This is a genomic window from Leucobacter tenebrionis (assembly GCF_019884725.1).
Classification (GTDB): domain Bacteria; phylum Actinomycetota; class Actinomycetes; order Actinomycetales; family Microbacteriaceae; genus Leucobacter; species Leucobacter tenebrionis.
The window spans coordinates 2,722,350-2,737,211 of the sequence record NZ_CP082322.1; the positions used below are offsets into that span (position 1 = coordinate 2,722,350).

Genomic DNA, 14,862 nt, shown 5'->3' on the forward strand with positions numbered 1-14,862 from the left:
GGGGAGCGCTCGGAATCCGAGCAGCCGAAACACGAGGGATCGCGGCCCGAGCGCCGAGACGGAGCGGCCGGGGCCGCTCGCGGCGGCGAACGCGCTCGGGAGCGGGGGCGCGCTCCGGGCGAGGTCGGCAGACAGAAGAGAGAAGCCGACGCAGGACCCCGAGCGACGGAGCCGGTGCTCGAGCGCCTCGACGCCCGGATCACGACCGCCGCGGATACCGAGGGCCTCAGCTTCGGCGATCTCGGCCTCGGGCCGAACATCCTGCGCGTGCTCGGCGAGCTCGGCGCTGAGCGCCCCTTCCCGATCCAGGCCGCGACGATCCCCGATGCGGTCGCCGGGCGAGATGTGCTCGGGCGCGCCCGCACCGGATCCGGCAAGACCATCGCCTTCGGCGCGGCCGTGGTCGAACGCCTGCTGAAACTCAAAGCCGAGGGCGCATTCGCGAATGACGCCGCCCCGGCGCGCAGCCGTCCCAAGCGGGGCGAGCGGCAGCGCGCGCCGAAACGTCCGCCGCGCAACCCGAAGGCGCTGATCCTCGCCCCCACCCGCGAACTCGCCCTTCAGATCGACCGCACGGTGCGGCCGATCGCCCGCTCCGTCGGCTTCTTCACCGCGCAGCTCGTCGGGGGCGTGCCGCTCGATCCCCAGGTGCACGCGCTCGAGCGGGGCGTCGATATCGTGATCGGCACGCCGGGGCGCGTACGCGACCTCGTGAACCGCCGCAAGCTCGACCTGCGCGAGGTGCTGGTCTCGGTGATTGACGAGGCCGACCACATGTGCGAGCTCGGGTTTCTCGAGTCCGTGCAGGGGGTGCTGCGCGAGACGGTGCGCGGCGGGCAACGGCTGCTGTTCTCGGCGACCCTCGACAGTGGCGTGGGCGAGCTGGTGTCGGAGTTCCTGCGCGATCCGGCCGTGCACGAGGTCGCGGGGGAAGCGGTGAGCGAGGCCGAGCACCGGGTGCTGGTGGTGCTGCGAGAGCACAAGAGCCGGGTGCTCGTCGAGCTCGCCTCACGCCCCGGTCCCACGGGTGGTCCTGCGCGGACGATGGTGTTCTGCCGCACCCGGGCCTATGCCGAGAGCGTGGCCGAGATGCTCGCCGACGAGGGGATCCGAGTGACCTCCCTGCACGGCAACCTCAGCCAGGCACGACGCGAGCGCAACCTCGAGAAGTTCTCCTCGGGTAAGGCCGCGGTGCTGGTGGCGACCGATGTCGCCGCGCGCGGTCTCCACATCGACGACGTCGACCTGGTGGTGCAGGCGGATCCGCCCGACGACTATAAGACCTACCTGCATCGGGCCGGTCGCACGGCGCGTGCCGGGCGCGGTGGGATGGTGCTCACGGTCATCCCGCGCACCCGTCAGAAGCGCACGCGCGAGATGCTCGAGGAAGCGGGGATCGAGCCGACGTACTTCGGCGACCACGAGCCCGGAGACTCCCTGCCGGCCTCGTAGTCCCTGCCGTTCCGCGCTGCCGCGCCGAGTCGTGCTGCGCCGAGTCGTGCCGCGCCGAGTCGCGGTGCCGCGCCGAGTCGCGCAACTGCACCGATTCACGCTGGAGCACCTCTTTTCGTCGTATCGAGGTGCTGTTCGCTCCATCGGTGCTGTTGTGTGAAGCCGGGCGGCTGTGTTCGGTTGCGCGGTGGAGATGTTCTCCATGAACGCAAGACTGTTTTTGGATGGATTGAACAACAGGAACCGGGGTGACCTCGGGCCTCGATTGTGGGGAGAGCGGCGCGAGGTTGTCGGTGTCGGAGGTGCCCCCTAGCCTGGCAGCAGGTCAGCGGATCGCGGCGCGAGGCGCCGCAGAACCGCGCATCACGTCGAAGGAGAATCGATGAGCGATACCATCGCGCAGTCAACCCCACGCATCGACGTCGCCAGGGTCGGCGACGCCCTGCTCGGTCGCTGGAAGCAGGAGCGCCTCGAGTCGCGGCGACTCGCGGCGGACTCCCGGCTGCACACGATCCCGGGCCAGCCGATGGACGAGCACCGGGCCCGCGTGCTCGAGCAGCTCGGCATTCTCGTGGAGGAGGGGGCGATCCAGCGGGCGTACCCGAGCGACCTCGGCGGCGGCGACAACCACGGCGGCAACATCGCGGCGTTCCAGGAGCTGGTGCTGGCCGACCCCTCCCTGCAGATCAAGAGCGGTGTGCAGTGGGGGCTGTTCGGTGCGGCGATCCTGCACCTCGGCACGCGCAAGCACCACGAGAAGTGGCTGCCCGACGTGATGAGCCTCAAGCTGCCGGGCGCCTTCGCCATGACCGAGATCGGTCACGGCTCGGATGTGGCCTCGATCGGCACCACCGCGACCTACGATCCCGAGACCGAGGAGTTCGAGATCCACACCCCGTTCACCGGTGCGTGGAAGGAGTTCCTCGGCAACGCCGCGCTGCACGGCCAGGCCGCCGTCGTGTTCGCCCAGCTCATCACGCGCGGGGTCAACCACGGCGTGCACGCGTTCTTCGTGCCGATCCGCACGCCAGAGGGAGAGATGCTCCCCGGCGTCGGCAGCGAAGACGACGGCGTGAAGGGCGGTCTCAACGGGATCGACAACGGTCGGCTGTACTTCGATCACGTGCGCATCCCGCGCGAGAACCTGCTCAACCGCTACGGCGACGTCGCCGCAGACGGCAGCTACTCCTCGGACATCGAGAGCCCCGGTCGCCGCTTCTTCACCATGATCGGCACGCTCGTGCAGGGCCGCGTCTCGCTCGACGGCTCGTCGGTGCGGGCGATGCAGGCGGCGCTCGCCATCGCGATCCGCTACGGCAGCGAGAGGCGGCAGTTCCCCGGCGCATCGGGCCGCGAGACCGTGCTGCTCGACTACGGCCTGCATCAGCGCCGGCTCATTCCGCGTCTCGCGCAGAGTTACGCCATGGCCTTCGCGGACGAGCGTCTGCTCACCGTCTTCGACGAGGTGTTCTCGGGCGCCCGCGACACCCCCGAGAACCGTGAGGACCTGGAGACGCTGGCCGCCGCGCTGAAGCCGCTCTCGACGTGGGCGGCGCTCGACACGCTCCAGGAGGCACGGGAGGCGTGCGGGGGCGCCGGGTTCATCGCCAAGAACCGGGTCACCGGGCTGCGCGCCGACCTCGATATCTACGTCACCTTCGAGGGCGACAACAACGTGCTGCTGCAGCTCGTGGGCAAGCGCCTGCTCACCGACTACGCCGAGCAGTTCAAGGGCGCCGATCGTGCGGCCCTCATCAAGGCGGCAGCGAGTCAGCTGGGCGGCAAGGTGAGCCGGTTCGGGCTGCGCCAGGTCGGGCAGAGCATCATCGACCTGGGCCAGGTCGCGCGCTCGGTCGAGAGCCTGCGCAGCCCCGCTGCGCAGCGCGAGCTGCTGGCGGATCGCGTGCAGACGATAATCTCCGAGATCGCGATGGCGCTGCGCGAAGCGTCGAAGGGCACGCCGAAGGGCGACAAGCGCGCCCGCGCGATCGCCGCCGAGGACGCATTCAACGCCCAGCAGCACAAGCTCATCGCAGCGGCACGCGCTCACGCGGAACTGCTGCAGTGGGAGGCCTTCACCGAGGCCGTCGAGCAGATGGATGACGAGGGATCGCGTCAGGTGCTGACCTGGTTGCGCGACCTCTTCGGCTTCGGGCTCATCGAGAGCAACGCCGCCTGGTACCTCGTGAATGGACGCCTCTCGGGGCAGCGTGCAGAGGCCGTGACCGCGTACATCGACCGGCTCATCGGCAGGCTGCGTCCGCACGCCCTCGACCTGGTCGACGCCTTCGGCCTCTCGCCCGAGCTCCTGCGCGCCGAGATCGCCACCGGGATCGAGGCGGAGCGCCAAGAGGAGGCGCACGCCTACGTCGAAGCGCAGCGCGCCGCCGGCACCTGGCCCGTGCACGAGAAGGAGCTGTACAAGGCGAAGAAGAAGTCGCGCCGGTAGGCGCGCTGCTGCTCGGGCGGAGGGTGCGCGAAGGTCGACGGGCGGATCGCGCGACGGTCAGGAGGTGCGAGAGCACGCGGAGTCCGCGATCCTCACGCGCGGATTGCCTCTAGACTCGACGGCATCGGTAGGTGATCCGCAGGAGATCGAGGCGGAGAGCGGCGGGCGGAACGGACGGGGCACCCTGTGACATTCAACGACAACGCGCGAATCGACACCGGCAAGGTGTCGAAGCGGAGCGGCGCGAGACGCGGCGGGATCATCGCCGGCGGCGGAGGCATCGTCGCGCTGCTGCTCGTGTTCGGCTCGCAGATGCTCGGCGTGAACCTGATGCCGTTCGCACCCGTCGTCGATCAGCTCATCAGCGGCAGCTCCCTCTCCGGTGAGCGCACCGAGGCGCTGCCCGGGTGCGAGACCGGGGCCGACGCGAACGACGACGCGGAGTGCCGCATGGCCGCCACCGCCGATTCGCTCGACCGGTACTGGGAGGGGCAGGTCGACGGCTACCGCTCTCCGGCCGACGTCGTGCTCTACGACGGGCAGACCCAGTCGGGGTGCGGCACCGCGTCCTCCGCGACCGGGCCGTTCTACTGCCCGTCCGACCAGGCGATCTATCTCGACGTCGCCTTCTTCGACATGCTGAGCGGCGACTACGGCGCGTCCGACGGGTCGCTCGCGCAGATGTACGTGCTCGCGCACGAGTGGGGCCACCACATCTCGAACCTCATCGGTACCCTGCAGCAGGCGGGTCGCGAGACCGGCCCCGCGTCGGGGTCGGTGCGTCTCGAGCTGCAGGCCGACTGCTTCGCGGGAGCCTGGGTGAAAGACGCCTCGACGGTCACCGACGACGCCGGCGTGCCGTTCCTGCAGCCGGTGACGCAGCAGCAGATCGCAGACGCGATGAGCGCGGCGGCGGCCGTGGGCGATGACCACATCATGGAGTCTGCCGGCGTCGAGGTGAACCCCGAACGCTTCACGCACGGCACCTCCGAGCAGCGGCAGCGCTGGTTCCAGGCGGGCTACCGCAGCGGTCCCGCCGCGTGCGGCACCTTCGACGTGCCCGCCTCGGAGCTGTAAACACGAGCGGAGCTCAGCCACAACTGGAACCCGACAGCCCGGCACCCAGCAGTGCCTCGCGCTCAGCGCCGCTTACGCTTCTTCTCAGCGCGGCGCAGTGCCTTGGCGCGCTCGGCCTTCTCCTTCGCCGCTGCGAGCTGCGCGCCTCGGCTGCCCGGTTTCGGTCCAGCCTTCTTCGCCGCAGGCTTCGGCTGGGTTCGCTTCGCGGGCTTCGAACCGGCACGCGCGCTCTCGTCGTGTGCCGCAGCGGGGCGCGAGCTGCGAGCGGTGCGGCCGCGCATGATGCCGACGAGCTGCTGCACGTCAGGGGCATCGCGATCCAGATCCCAAGTCGCCCAGATCGTGCTGCCCGCGAGTTCCGGGTCGCCGACGACGGGCACGACGGCGTGCTGCCTCTTGTCGATGAGGTGCCGGGCGAGTGGGAGGGGGAGCAGGATCGCGCCGGCCCCGGTCGCGACGAGTGCGAGGGCGGCCTTGACGTCGGCGGGCATCCAGGAGGGGTCGCTCCACGGCTGCGGGGCGGGCCACTCGGCGAAGTGGTCGGGGTGGTCGAGCAGCGTGACCAGCTCGAGATCGTCGATCGAGACGTCCGAGGCGTCGGCCAGCTCGTGGTCGGCGGGCACCACGAGCGACACCGCTTCCGTGTAGAGCCGCATCGCGTGCCGGGTGGGGGCGGGATCCGAAGACCCCTCCGGGCGTTCACCGGCACGCGCGCGCTCGAGCATCACATCGACCTCCGTCGGCCGTGCGCCGCGTCCGAAGGGTGCCTCGACGGGGACGAGTTCGAGTGCACGTCCGCCCGCCTTCTCCCAGCGCCTGGCCCACTTGCCGGGTGCTGTTCCGCGCGTGAAGCCGAGACGCAGCGCGGTCGGTTCGGCTGCGGGGGCGGGGGGAAGTTCGGGATCGCTCACAGCGCTATCTTCGCGTAGATCTCGTGCGTGTACGGGAGCCGTGCCGAGGAGAGCGCGATGCGGTAGTGCTCGGGCGATTCGACGTGCCGCAGCGGGGTGCCCTCCTCGACGTAGTGCGGGTGGGCGAGGCGCGCGTGGCCCTGCGGCGGCAGCCCGCTCGCCGGCACCACCCGCCACCAGGGGACCGCGTGCCCGTAGAGGGCGAGGACGCGGCCCACCGCACGCGGCGCCTCGGAGCCGATGGCGATCCCGACGTCCCCGTAGGTCATCACGCGACCGGCGGGGATCCGCTCGACGATGTCGAGTACCGCTTCGACGAACTCCGGGCTGGGCATGAGTCCAGGGTACGCCTCGGGGAGGATCGAGGATCGAGGATCGAGGATCGAGGGTCGAGGATCGCAGGTTGCGGATCGCGGCGACCATCGACCCGGCCTGTTTGTATCGAGCCGACCCGCGATTCGCGCGCATTCTCGGCCGTCTCGATAGAAACAGGCCGGGTCGACACAACCAGGCCGATACAAACAGGCCGACACAACCAGGCCGACTCGGTCCGACTCGGCCTGCAGTGTGCCGCTACCCGAGCGAGGAGACTCCGAGCAGCGTGCCGATCAGGTATGTCGCGGCTACGGCGATCCCGCCGAACACGAGCTGCCGCAGCGCGCCCGAGAACGGGCTGCGGTTCGTGAACCGTGCGGCCGCGAACCCGGCGGTGAGCAGCCCCGCGCCGCCGAAGGCGAGCCCCCACCACAGCGTACCGAAGCCGAACAGGAACGGCAGCACCGGGATGATCGCACCCACGCTGAACGCGATGAATGACGAGACGGCGGCCACGAGCGGAGACGGTCGGTCGTCGGGGCTCAGCCCGAGCTCGTGGGCGAGGTGCACCTTCAGCGCCTGCTCCGTGTTCGCGTGCACCTGCGTCGCCGCGTCGCTCGCAGTCTCGGGGGTCATGCCCAGGTGCTCGAACATCTGGGTGAGCTCGGCCTGCTCTCCGACCGGGTTGCGGTCGAGCGCCTCTCGTTCGGTCTGCACCTCGACCGCGAGCTGCTCGTTCTGGGTGCGCACCGAGGTGTACTCGCCGAGTGCCATCGAGATCGCTCCGGAGATGAGGCCGGAGATGCCGGTGATCGCGATGATGCCGGGGCTCGCTCCCGCGGCCGCGATGCCGGTGATGAGGCCGATGTTCGAGACCAGCCCGTCCATCGCCCCGAATACCGACGCCCGCAGCCAACCCGAGCCCGCCGAGGATGAGTGGGTGTGGTCGTACTCGTGCGGGTTGGCGATGTTGAAGGGGGTGTCGTTCATGGGATCCTCGGGAGTCGGACGCTGCCCGTCACCGGGGCAGCGCTGAGCGGAGCGGCCGGTTCGGGGCAGGGCATTGCCGCGCGGAATGCCGCGCGACCGCAGCAACCGTAGCAAGGTTGCCGAGCGAGGGAGAAGCCCGGACTGAAGCTCGGTCCGGCGACGGTTCGAAGTTCGCCTGGGCGAACTTCGAACGCGTGCGCGCGGGCGTCATTCGGGGCTGCTCGGCATCTCGGGAGCCGCGCGGGAGCGGATCCTCGCACCCCGCGGCGAGGGATCGGAGCGCCGCCGGACCGAGTGTGCGGGATCAGGGCGCGGTCAACCGCAGCACCTCGCCCTCCCACCGCGATCGCAGCCAGCGATCGTGCGTCGCGATCACGAGTCCCGTTCCCGACTCGGGATCGACGGTGAACTCGCGCAGCGCCTCCTCGAGCTCCTCGACGAGTGTGAGCGAGAGGTGGTTGGTGGGCTCGTCGAGCAGTAGCAGATCGGGAGGATCCGCGACGAGCGCGGCAAGCGCCAGCCGGCGGCGCTGACCGACGCTGAGGGTGCCGACGGGGCGCCCGATATCCCGCTGCGCCAGCAGGCCCGTGGCCGTGAGCGGAACGGCGTCCGCTATCTCGAAGCCGACCGCGTCGACGTAGGCGCGTTCGGCAGAGCGATCCGGGTGTGCGAACTCCACCTCCTGCGGAAGGTATCCGACGCGCGTGCTCGGCGCGGTCTCGAGCTCGCCGCGATCGGGGTCGAGGCGGCGGGCGAGGATCGCGAGCAGTGTCGACTTGCCCGCACCGTTCGGGCCGGTGAGCATGATCCGCCCGCCCGGTTCGACCTTCAGCGAGGTCTCCCGGAGCCGCCCCGCGAGCGCGACGCGATCCGCGCGGATGAGCGGCGCGGGCGCCGGTTCCGAGCGAGAGTTCCGGGCGAGTCGGTGATCGCGCTCTTCGCGCTCGGCCCGCGCCCGCTCTTCGCGCTCAGCCCGCGCCCGCTCATCGCGGAGTCCCGAAGCGCTGCTATCGGGCGAGGGAATGCGGCGAATCGGGACTCCGCGTTCAGAGGTCGACGCGAGCCCGAACCCTTTGAAGCGCAGCGGCTCAGGGGGCCGCCGCACGCGCTCCCGCTCGAGCGCCTCGAGGCGCACGCGGGCGTTGCGGGCGCGGCGGGCCGTCACCCGCGCGTCCTTGTCGGCGTAGAACTTGCGCGTGATCTTCGCCTCCGACTTCGACTCGTGCTTGCGGTTGACCTCGCGCGATCCGACCTCGATCTCGTGGATCAGCTCGTCCCGCTCGGCGGTCTCGGCGGCGTAGCGGGCGCGCCACCGCTGCATCTCCGCCTGCCGCGCGGCGCGCGCGGCGGAGTAGCCGACGCCCCAGAGGCGGATACCGAAGCCCGAACCGGTGTCATCGGTCGACGGGTCGTCGTCGGAGGACTCGGTCGCCGCGGGTGCCGACGCCGTCGCGCGCTCGGCGTCGGCGAGTACTCGTGCGGGCAGCGGCAGGGCGTCGAGGTCGAGGATGCGCGTGGTGACCGCGTCGAGCAGCGCACGGTCGTGGCTCGCGACGATCACGATGCCGGGCCAGCTGCTCAGCACGCGTTCGAGGTAGGTCGCCGACGCATCGTCGAGGTGGTTCGAGGGCTCGTCGAGCAGCAGGGTCTGCGGGGCCTCGAGCAGCAGCGCCGCGAGGGAGAGCCGCAGGCGCTGGCCGCCCGAGAGCTCGCCGATCGGACGGCGCTCCGAGATGCCGCCGAGCCCGAGCCCGGTGAGGATCTCACCCCTGCGGGCCTCGGTAGACCAGGCATCGGTCTGCTCCGCGTCCTCGAGGGCCCGGGCGTAGGCGTCCGCCACCGCGGCGTCTTCGGGCTGCTCGGCGAAGCGCGCGCCGAGGCGCTCGATGCGGGTGAGCGCGTCGAGCGCGGCGCGCTGGGCGTCGTCGAGCACCGTCGCGAGCGGGGTCGCATCGGGGTAGGGGAGCTGCTGCCTGAGCAGCCCGACGGATCCGGGCAACGTCACGGTGCCGGAGTCGGGCGTCGTCTCCGGGATCGGCGCGTGCGGCGCGTGCGGCTCGTTCGTCGCATTCGATGCCGGCCTGCTCGCCGCGCTCGCCGCCGGCGTACCCGGCGTACCCGGCTCACCCGGCACGCCCAGATCGCCAGGCGCTCCAGGCGCTCCAGGCGCTCCCGCCGCAGCGATGATGCCGAGCAGCGTCGATTTGCCGGTGCCGTTCTCACCGATGAGGCCGATACGGTCGCCCGGCTTCGCGGTGAACGAGATGTCGCTGAGCACGCGGCGGTCGCCGTAGGTCTTGGAGACGCCGTCGACGGTCAGGTGGGTGGCGCCCTGCGCCGATCCCGCGCCCTCCGAAGCGGGGCGGGAGGCCGCGCGGGTCGCGGCGGTGAGGTCTGGAGCTGTGGTGTGCGTTGCGGGCATGGTGGCCGCCTCTCGGAATCGGGTGTTCCGCGGGGCTCGGCGGGGTGCTGCGGACTGCGCGCGGCTGTCTCGTGACGTGGCGGGCGGCGGGTCGCGTCCGGTGAACGACGAGGGCGATGCCGGATCGCGGTGCGGCGCCGGGGTCCTACGATTGCGCGGTGGCGCGAATTCGCGGCGATGCGACTGCGCCCGACGATCGTGCGGACCGTGCCGGAGTGAAGTGCAGCTTCCCCGGAGCCGTCATCGGCGTTCGAATCGAGGCCGGCGGAACCGAACTGGGGTTTGGAGCTGCGTTAGTTCTTCACGCCCAAGAGTGTACGCCACCGACGACGGGAGCGCGAGCCTTTTCTGCTCCGAAGCTCTCCGCCGGGCCCTCCTCGCCGCCTCGGTCGGCCGCCCCGGCCGCGGAGCGCGTCGAAGGGCCGAATCCGTGCGCTCGCGAGGTGCGACCGGCGTACGCTGGAAGCCTGGCGACGGGAGAGCAGACATGACGATGGAGACCAGCGGACGGATCACCGCGACGGATCGGGGTGCGGATCTGGCGCTCGCGCGATCCCTCGCCCTGCCCGCCGAGGAGGCATGGGCATACCTCACCGATTCGGAGCTGACGGAGCAGTGGTTCGGTCCGTGGGAGGGCGACGGGCGCACCGGCGGTGCGGTGCGGGTGCGCATGCGCTTCGAGGATCACGAACCCGCGATCGGCATCCGCATCCTCGCGTGCGAGGCGCCCGAGCGACTCGTGCTGAAGGCCGAGGACGAGGTCGGCGGCTGGCACATGGAACTGCTCGTCGAGCGGGACGGCGACGACTCGCTGCTGACCTTCGTGCATCACCTCGATACCCTCGACGAGGTCGGCGAGATCGGGCCGGGCTGGGAGTACTACCTCGACCTGCTGGTCGCCGCGACCGAGGGCACCGAGCGGCCGAGCTTCGAGAGCTACTATCCCGCGATGCGCGAGGCGTATCTCGACATGCGCCCGTAGGGGTGCGAGGCCTCAGCCGGCGGAGAGCGCTGCGACGACGTCCTTCGCGGTCGCTTTCGCCGATCCCGGGTTCTGTCCCGTGACCAGCCTGCCGTCGACCACGGTGTGCGAGATGAACGGGATCCGCGCCTTCTCGTAGTGCGCGCCGCGCTGCTTCGCGGCCTGCTCGGCGTTGTAGGGGACCAGGCGGTCGACCCGCGCGAGCTCCTCCTCCTTCCACGAGAAGCCGGTCATCCGGCGACCGGCGATGAGGAGCGATCCGTCGCTCAACCGCGTGTTGAGCAGACCGCAGTAGCCGTGGCAGACCGAGGAGACCACCCCTCCGCGCTCGAAGATCTCGCGCGTGATCCGCTGCAGGCCCTCGCTGTCGGGGAAGTCGTACATGACCGCGTGACCGCCGGTGAAGTAGATGGCGTCGTAGTCGGCGGAGTCCACGTCGTCGGGGTGCAGCGTGCGTTCGAGCAGAGCCATCTTCTCCGGGGCGGAGAGCCACGCCTTCGAGGTTCTATCGGAGTTCGGGAACTTCAGGGAGCGCGGTTCGAGCGGCGAGGATCCGCCCTGCGGGCTGACGATCGACTGCTCGAAGCCCTGCCGCTCGAAGACCTCCCACGCGTGCGTGAGTTCGGAGAGCCACAGCCCGGTGGGGTGCTTGGGCTCGTCGTAGTGGCCGACATTGGTGACGACGTGCAGGATGCGTGCGGACATGCGAAGCTCTTCTCTTCCGGTGTCGAGGGGTGCGGCGGATCAGGCTGGGCCTCCGAATGCGCTGCGCAGCGCCCCGACCGAGCCGCGCACGCGGGAGGCGACCGCAGATGGATCGGACGCGGCGAGTTTGCCGTCGAGATGGAGAAACGCGAGCCCGTGGGTGAGTGCCCACAGGGCGACCGCGAGCGAATCGTGGTCCGCCCCGGGGAAGACGTCGCGCAGGGAATCGGCGAGCAGGGCGCGCAGTTCGGCAGCTGCCCGCACTCGATCGTCGTTGCTGTCGTCGCACTCCTGACCGAACATCAGCTTGAAGACCGCCGGCCGGTTGAGGGCGAAACGCACGTACGCGACGGCGAACTCGATGAGCTCTTCCTCCGACCGTGCGGGACTGCCATCGAGCGAGAGGCGCTGCCTGAGATCGTCGAATCCGCGCACGGCGAGCGCGGATTCGAGTGCCTCCCGGTCCGCGAAGTGCCGGTATGGGGCGGTCTGGGAGACCCCCGCCCGCCGGGCCACGGCGCGCAGGGAGAAGTTCTCGCCGGCCTCCAGCATCTCGCTCGCGGCCTCGAGCAGGGCCGTTCGCAGATCGCCGTGGTGGTAGGCGTCGCGCGCTGAAGCTGGCACCGGGGATCCCTTCGTGAATACTCCAATGTGAGCAGTGTAAACATTTTTGGTCGGGGTGGCAATAGCTTGTCTACCGAACGGACTCCGCCCGCCGGATCACGGCAGCGCGAATTCGTCCGACTCGAAGTTGCACCGCCGGTAGCAGAGGCCGTTCTCATTCGCGTAGACCTCGGGCGAGATCGCGAAGACGCCGATGAATTGGTAACCGCTGCGGCCCACCGCGTCGCGCACGCGCGCGAAGGTGATGCGTCTCGAGGTGTCCCAGTGCGAGCTCTGGTGCGTCGCCTCGTACTCCTCGCGAGTCACCCCGTACTCGAACGGGGGAAGGGGAATCTGCGACTCTCCCCGCAGTTTCCTCGACTCGTTCTCCTGTCGGGCATCGCGCCTGCGGGCGACGGATTCGGGAGTCGGATCCGCCTGGCCGATCCACGCGCGATCGCCGTCGGGGAAGAGCACGTTCAGGATGCCCTTCGAATTCGTGGAGCGGTACCTGCCGTCGGCGTCGGCCTCGCTGAGCGTCGGGCACCACACGGCGAAGGTGTCGTCCAAGCGGAAGTTCGTCTGGAACGTGCTCGCCCTCCCCTCTGGGTTGCCGCGTCCGAAGAGGCGGCGGATCTCGCCGTTGTGCGCGAACAACCACTCGTCGGAGACGCGGAGCACGCCCGCATCGCGCGCCTGCTCCCAGTCCTTCCGTGCGGTGTCCCAGGGTGTGAAGCCGGTCGCCCAGTCGAAGGCGCCCTCGGTGACCGCCCGCTTCCGCTCCCGGATCTGTTCGACGACGTCGTCGAGCGTGGAGAGGATCGCGTTCGGCTCGACCACGTTCCCCTCGGCGTCGGTGACGACGCTGACGCGCAGCTCCAGATAGTCGGGGATCACCCGCGCGATGTCGCTCGTGCGCTGACTGTCCGCCGCCCGGGCTTCGCCGCGGGAGAAGTGCTGGGCCTCGTCGCACTCGACTCCGAGGTGCAGCTGCGGGAAGTACAGGTCGATGAACGCGTGACGGCTGTCGGTCTCATCGCCGTCGTTCTTGACTCGCGCCAGGTTCGCCAGGCCCACCCCGGTGCTCGCGGCGCGCCGATTCACGTACTGCTGGGTCGCCGGGCGGAGATCGGGATCGCCCAGCGCGTGCCAGATGTGGTTGACCACGAAGCTCTCGTACTTCTTGCCTCGGGTGCGGCCCGAGAACGTCGCCACCAGGTACTCGAAGTTCTCGCGGTTCATGTCGTCCCTCAATTCTGTGCGGAGTCGGCCCGGGGTCGGTTCCAGAGTATGGGGGACCACTGACGGTCTTGCGCTGATCGTGCAGCGGTGCACTGCTGTGGGATCCTGATCCTCCGCACCCGCCGAGAGGCTGATTCCGCAGCTCCTCCCTCACCGAAAGCTGCGAAACCCGCCTCTCGAGGGGTGCGCATCGGGAGCGGGACGCGAATCCGCCACTGATTCGACGGCGGTTCCTTCACCTGTTCAGGGTGTGGCCCGAAGCGCCATGTGAATGGTCGGGTACGGCCGGCCATCCCCATCGAGGTCGCTCCGGCCGACCTGTCTGAAGCCCCGACTGAGATAGAAGCAGAGAGCCCCGCTGTTCTGCTCGTTCACGTCCACCCTCGAGACCGCCTGGTTCTCGATGACCTCCGCGAGAAGCGCGGAGCCGATGCCCTCGCCGCGGACTGCGTCAGAGACGAACAGCATCTCCAGAGTGCCGTCGAGCACGCCTGCGAACCCGACTCGTCGCCCGTTCCTCTCGGCGACAGTGATCCTCACGGCGGGAAAGTAGTCGGTTGCGAGGCGGGATTCGATTCGGGCGAAGTCGGATTCGTCCAGGAAATCGTGGGTGGCACGGACCGCGCTGCGCCAGATCTCGATGAGTTCCGCGTACTCCTCCGGACCGCGGCCGGCTCGGATGTTCAACTGGGCGGTTCCTTCTTGCACGGGCCGATTCTATGACCCGCGCGGCCGAGGCTGCTCTGCGCCCTCGCCTCGAGGTCGCCTCAGCGCCCTGAACCGTCACCGGGGCCGAGTGAGAGGCGCATTCAGATCGCGTAGCCCTCGACCGGCCCCTCGGTGTTCGGCTTCCATCCGAGCGCGGGCGCGACGTGCTCGGCGAACGCCGAGAGCACGTGCAGGTTGTACTCGGGGCCGAGCTGGTTCGGGATCGTGAGCATGAGGGTGTCGGCCGACATCACGGCCTCATCGGCGCGCAGCTGCTCGATGAGGCGGTCGGGGGTGTCGGCGTAGGTCTTGCCGAACGTCGAGCGCAGGCCGTCGATGATCCCGACCTGATCCTGACCGTCACGACCGCGCACGCCGAAGAACATCTCGTCCTGCTCGCTCACGAGCGGGAAGACGCTGCGGCTCACCGAGACGCGCGGGGTGCCGGCGTGCCCGGCTTCCCGGTAGGCGTCGCGGAAGCGGTCGATCTGCTCGCGCTGCAACTCGTGGAACGGCTGCCCCGTCGCCTCGGTCAGCAGGGTCGAACTCATGAGGTTGAGCCCCTGTCGACCGACCCACTCGGCGGAGTCGCGGGATCCCGCACCCCACCAGATGCGGTCGCGCAGCCCGGGGGAGCGCGGCTCGATCGCGAGCCTGCCGGGAGGCGCCATCTGCGGGTCGCTGTCGACGAGAGGGTCGCCCTCGATGGCGCGCATGAAGAGATCGAACTTGTCGCGGGCGAGGTCGGCGCCGCGCGGATCCCTCGATCCCGTGTACCCGAACGCCTCGTAGCCCCTGAGCGCGGTCTCGGGGGATCCCCGGCTCACGCCGAGCGCGAGCCGACCCTCTGCGATGAGGTCGAGCGCCGCCGCCTCCTCCGCGAAGTACAGCGGGTTCTCGTAGCGCATGTCGAGGTTGTAACACCCGCGACCCGGCGGGCTGCCGCGGGCGCGTGCGCCCTTGGCCTGGGTTGACGGGGCAGCTGAGTCGACACCGGCAGGAGGTC

General features: G+C 70.1%; 12 protein-coding genes and 1 pseudogene. 4 read left to right on the forward strand and 9 right to left on the reverse strand.

Annotated elements, in window-relative coordinates:
- The first annotated feature begins 174 nt into the window (after window positions 1-174).
- The 3 genes from KVY00_RS12470 to ypfJ all read left to right on the forward strand — a co-directional run bounded on the left by KVY00_RS12470 (window position 175) and on the right by ypfJ (window position 4,978).
- Complete coding sequence (locus KVY00_RS12470; protein ID WP_255572634.1) at window positions 175-1,452, forward strand: DEAD/DEAH box helicase; 1,278 nt, start codon at window positions 175-177, stop codon at window positions 1,450-1,452.
- 382 nt (window positions 1,453-1,834) lie between these two features.
- Window positions 1,835-3,901, forward strand: a complete 2,067-nt coding sequence (locus tag KVY00_RS12475; protein WP_223043209.1) for an acyl-CoA dehydrogenase family protein — start codon at window positions 1,835-1,837, stop codon at window positions 3,899-3,901.
- A gap of 186 nt (window positions 3,902-4,087) precedes the next feature.
- On the forward strand, window positions 4,088-4,978 hold the full coding sequence (gene ypfJ, locus KVY00_RS12480) for a KPN_02809 family neutral zinc metallopeptidase (protein WP_223043210.1): 891 nt from the start codon (window positions 4,088-4,090) through the stop codon (window positions 4,976-4,978).
- 62 nt (window positions 4,979-5,040) lie between these two features.
- Here ypfJ and KVY00_RS12485 read toward each other — a convergent pair whose 3' ends face one another.
- From KVY00_RS12485 to KVY00_RS15600, 4 genes are all read right to left on the reverse strand, one after another.
- The gene (locus tag KVY00_RS12485) at window positions 5,041-5,889 is read right to left on the reverse strand and encodes a LysR substrate-binding domain-containing protein (protein WP_223043211.1); all 849 of its coding nucleotides are present in this window, start codon (window positions 5,887-5,889) and stop codon (window positions 5,041-5,043) included.
- Window positions 5,886-6,224 (reverse strand): MGMT family protein, encoded by a 339-nt coding sequence (locus KVY00_RS12490; protein ID WP_223043212.1) that lies wholly within the window; start codon window positions 6,222-6,224, stop codon window positions 5,886-5,888. The genes KVY00_RS12485 and KVY00_RS12490 overlap by 4 nt, the downstream gene beginning before the upstream one ends.
- A 238-nt stretch (window positions 6,225-6,462) precedes the next feature.
- On the reverse strand, window positions 6,463-7,194 hold the full coding sequence (locus KVY00_RS12495) for a VIT1/CCC1 transporter family protein (RefSeq protein WP_223043213.1): 732 nt from the start codon (window positions 7,192-7,194) through the stop codon (window positions 6,463-6,465).
- 304 nt (window positions 7,195-7,498) lie between these two features.
- On the reverse strand, window positions 7,499-9,616 hold the full coding sequence (locus KVY00_RS15600; protein ID WP_255572635.1) for an ABC-F family ATP-binding cassette domain-containing protein: 2,118 nt from the start codon (window positions 9,614-9,616) through the stop codon (window positions 7,499-7,501).
- Between the two features lie 487 nt (window positions 9,617-10,103).
- Between KVY00_RS15600 and KVY00_RS12510 the strand changes: the two genes are divergently transcribed.
- A complete protein-coding gene (locus KVY00_RS12510) occupies window positions 10,104-10,598 on the forward strand; it encodes an SRPBCC family protein (RefSeq protein WP_223043214.1) in 495 nt (164 codons plus the stop codon).
- 12 nt (window positions 10,599-10,610) lie between these two features.
- Here the strand turns inward: KVY00_RS12510 and KVY00_RS12515 are convergent, their stop codons facing one another.
- The 5 genes and pseudogenes from KVY00_RS12515 to KVY00_RS12535 all read right to left on the reverse strand — a co-directional run.
- Window positions 10,611-11,303, reverse strand: a complete 693-nt coding sequence (locus KVY00_RS12515) for a type 1 glutamine amidotransferase domain-containing protein (protein WP_223043215.1) — start codon at window positions 11,301-11,303, stop codon at window positions 10,611-10,613.
- Window positions 11,304-11,342: 39 nt separating this feature from the next.
- Window positions 11,343-11,927, reverse strand: coding sequence for a TetR/AcrR family transcriptional regulator (locus tag KVY00_RS12520; RefSeq protein WP_255572636.1), 585 nt, complete (start codon window positions 11,925-11,927; stop codon window positions 11,343-11,345).
- 96 nt (window positions 11,928-12,023) lie between these two features.
- The gene (locus KVY00_RS12525) at window positions 12,024-13,148 is read right to left on the reverse strand and encodes an AbaSI family restriction endonuclease (RefSeq protein ID WP_223043216.1); all 1,125 of its coding nucleotides are present in this window, start codon (window positions 13,146-13,148) and stop codon (window positions 12,024-12,026) included.
- 243 nt (window positions 13,149-13,391) lie between these two features.
- Window positions 13,392-13,856, reverse strand: coding sequence for a GNAT family N-acetyltransferase (locus KVY00_RS12530; protein ID WP_255572637.1), 465 nt, complete (start codon window positions 13,854-13,856; stop codon window positions 13,392-13,394).
- A 101-nt stretch (window positions 13,857-13,957) separates the two neighbouring features.
- Window positions 13,958-14,842 (reverse strand): annotated as a pseudogene (locus KVY00_RS12535) (LLM class flavin-dependent oxidoreductase); the annotation flags it as partial.
- Window positions 14,843-14,862 lie beyond the last annotated feature (20 nt).

Coding starts and splice junctions, on each gene's coding strand:
- KVY00_RS12525 (WP_223043216.1), bottom strand. CDS start 13,148: ATGAACCGCGAGAACTTCGAGTACCTGGTGGCGACGTTCTCGGGCCGC.
- KVY00_RS12495 (WP_223043213.1), bottom strand. CDS start 7,194: ATGAACGACACCCCCTTCAACATCGCCAACCCGCACGAGTACGACCAC.
- KVY00_RS15600 (WP_255572635.1), bottom strand. CDS start 9,616: ATGCCCGCAACGCACACCACAGCTCCAGACCTCACCGCCGCGACCCGC.
- KVY00_RS12490 (WP_223043212.1), bottom strand. CDS start 6,224: ATGCCCAGCCCGGAGTTCGTCGAAGCGGTACTCGACATCGTCGAGCGG.
- KVY00_RS12515 (WP_223043215.1), bottom strand. CDS start 11,303: ATGTCCGCACGCATCCTGCACGTCGTCACCAATGTCGGCCACTACGAC.
- KVY00_RS12510 (WP_223043214.1), top strand. CDS start 10,104: ATGACGATGGAGACCAGCGGACGGATCACCGCGACGGATCGGGGTGCG.
- KVY00_RS12475 (WP_223043209.1), top strand. CDS start 1,835: ATGAGCGATACCATCGCGCAGTCAACCCCACGCATCGACGTCGCCAGG.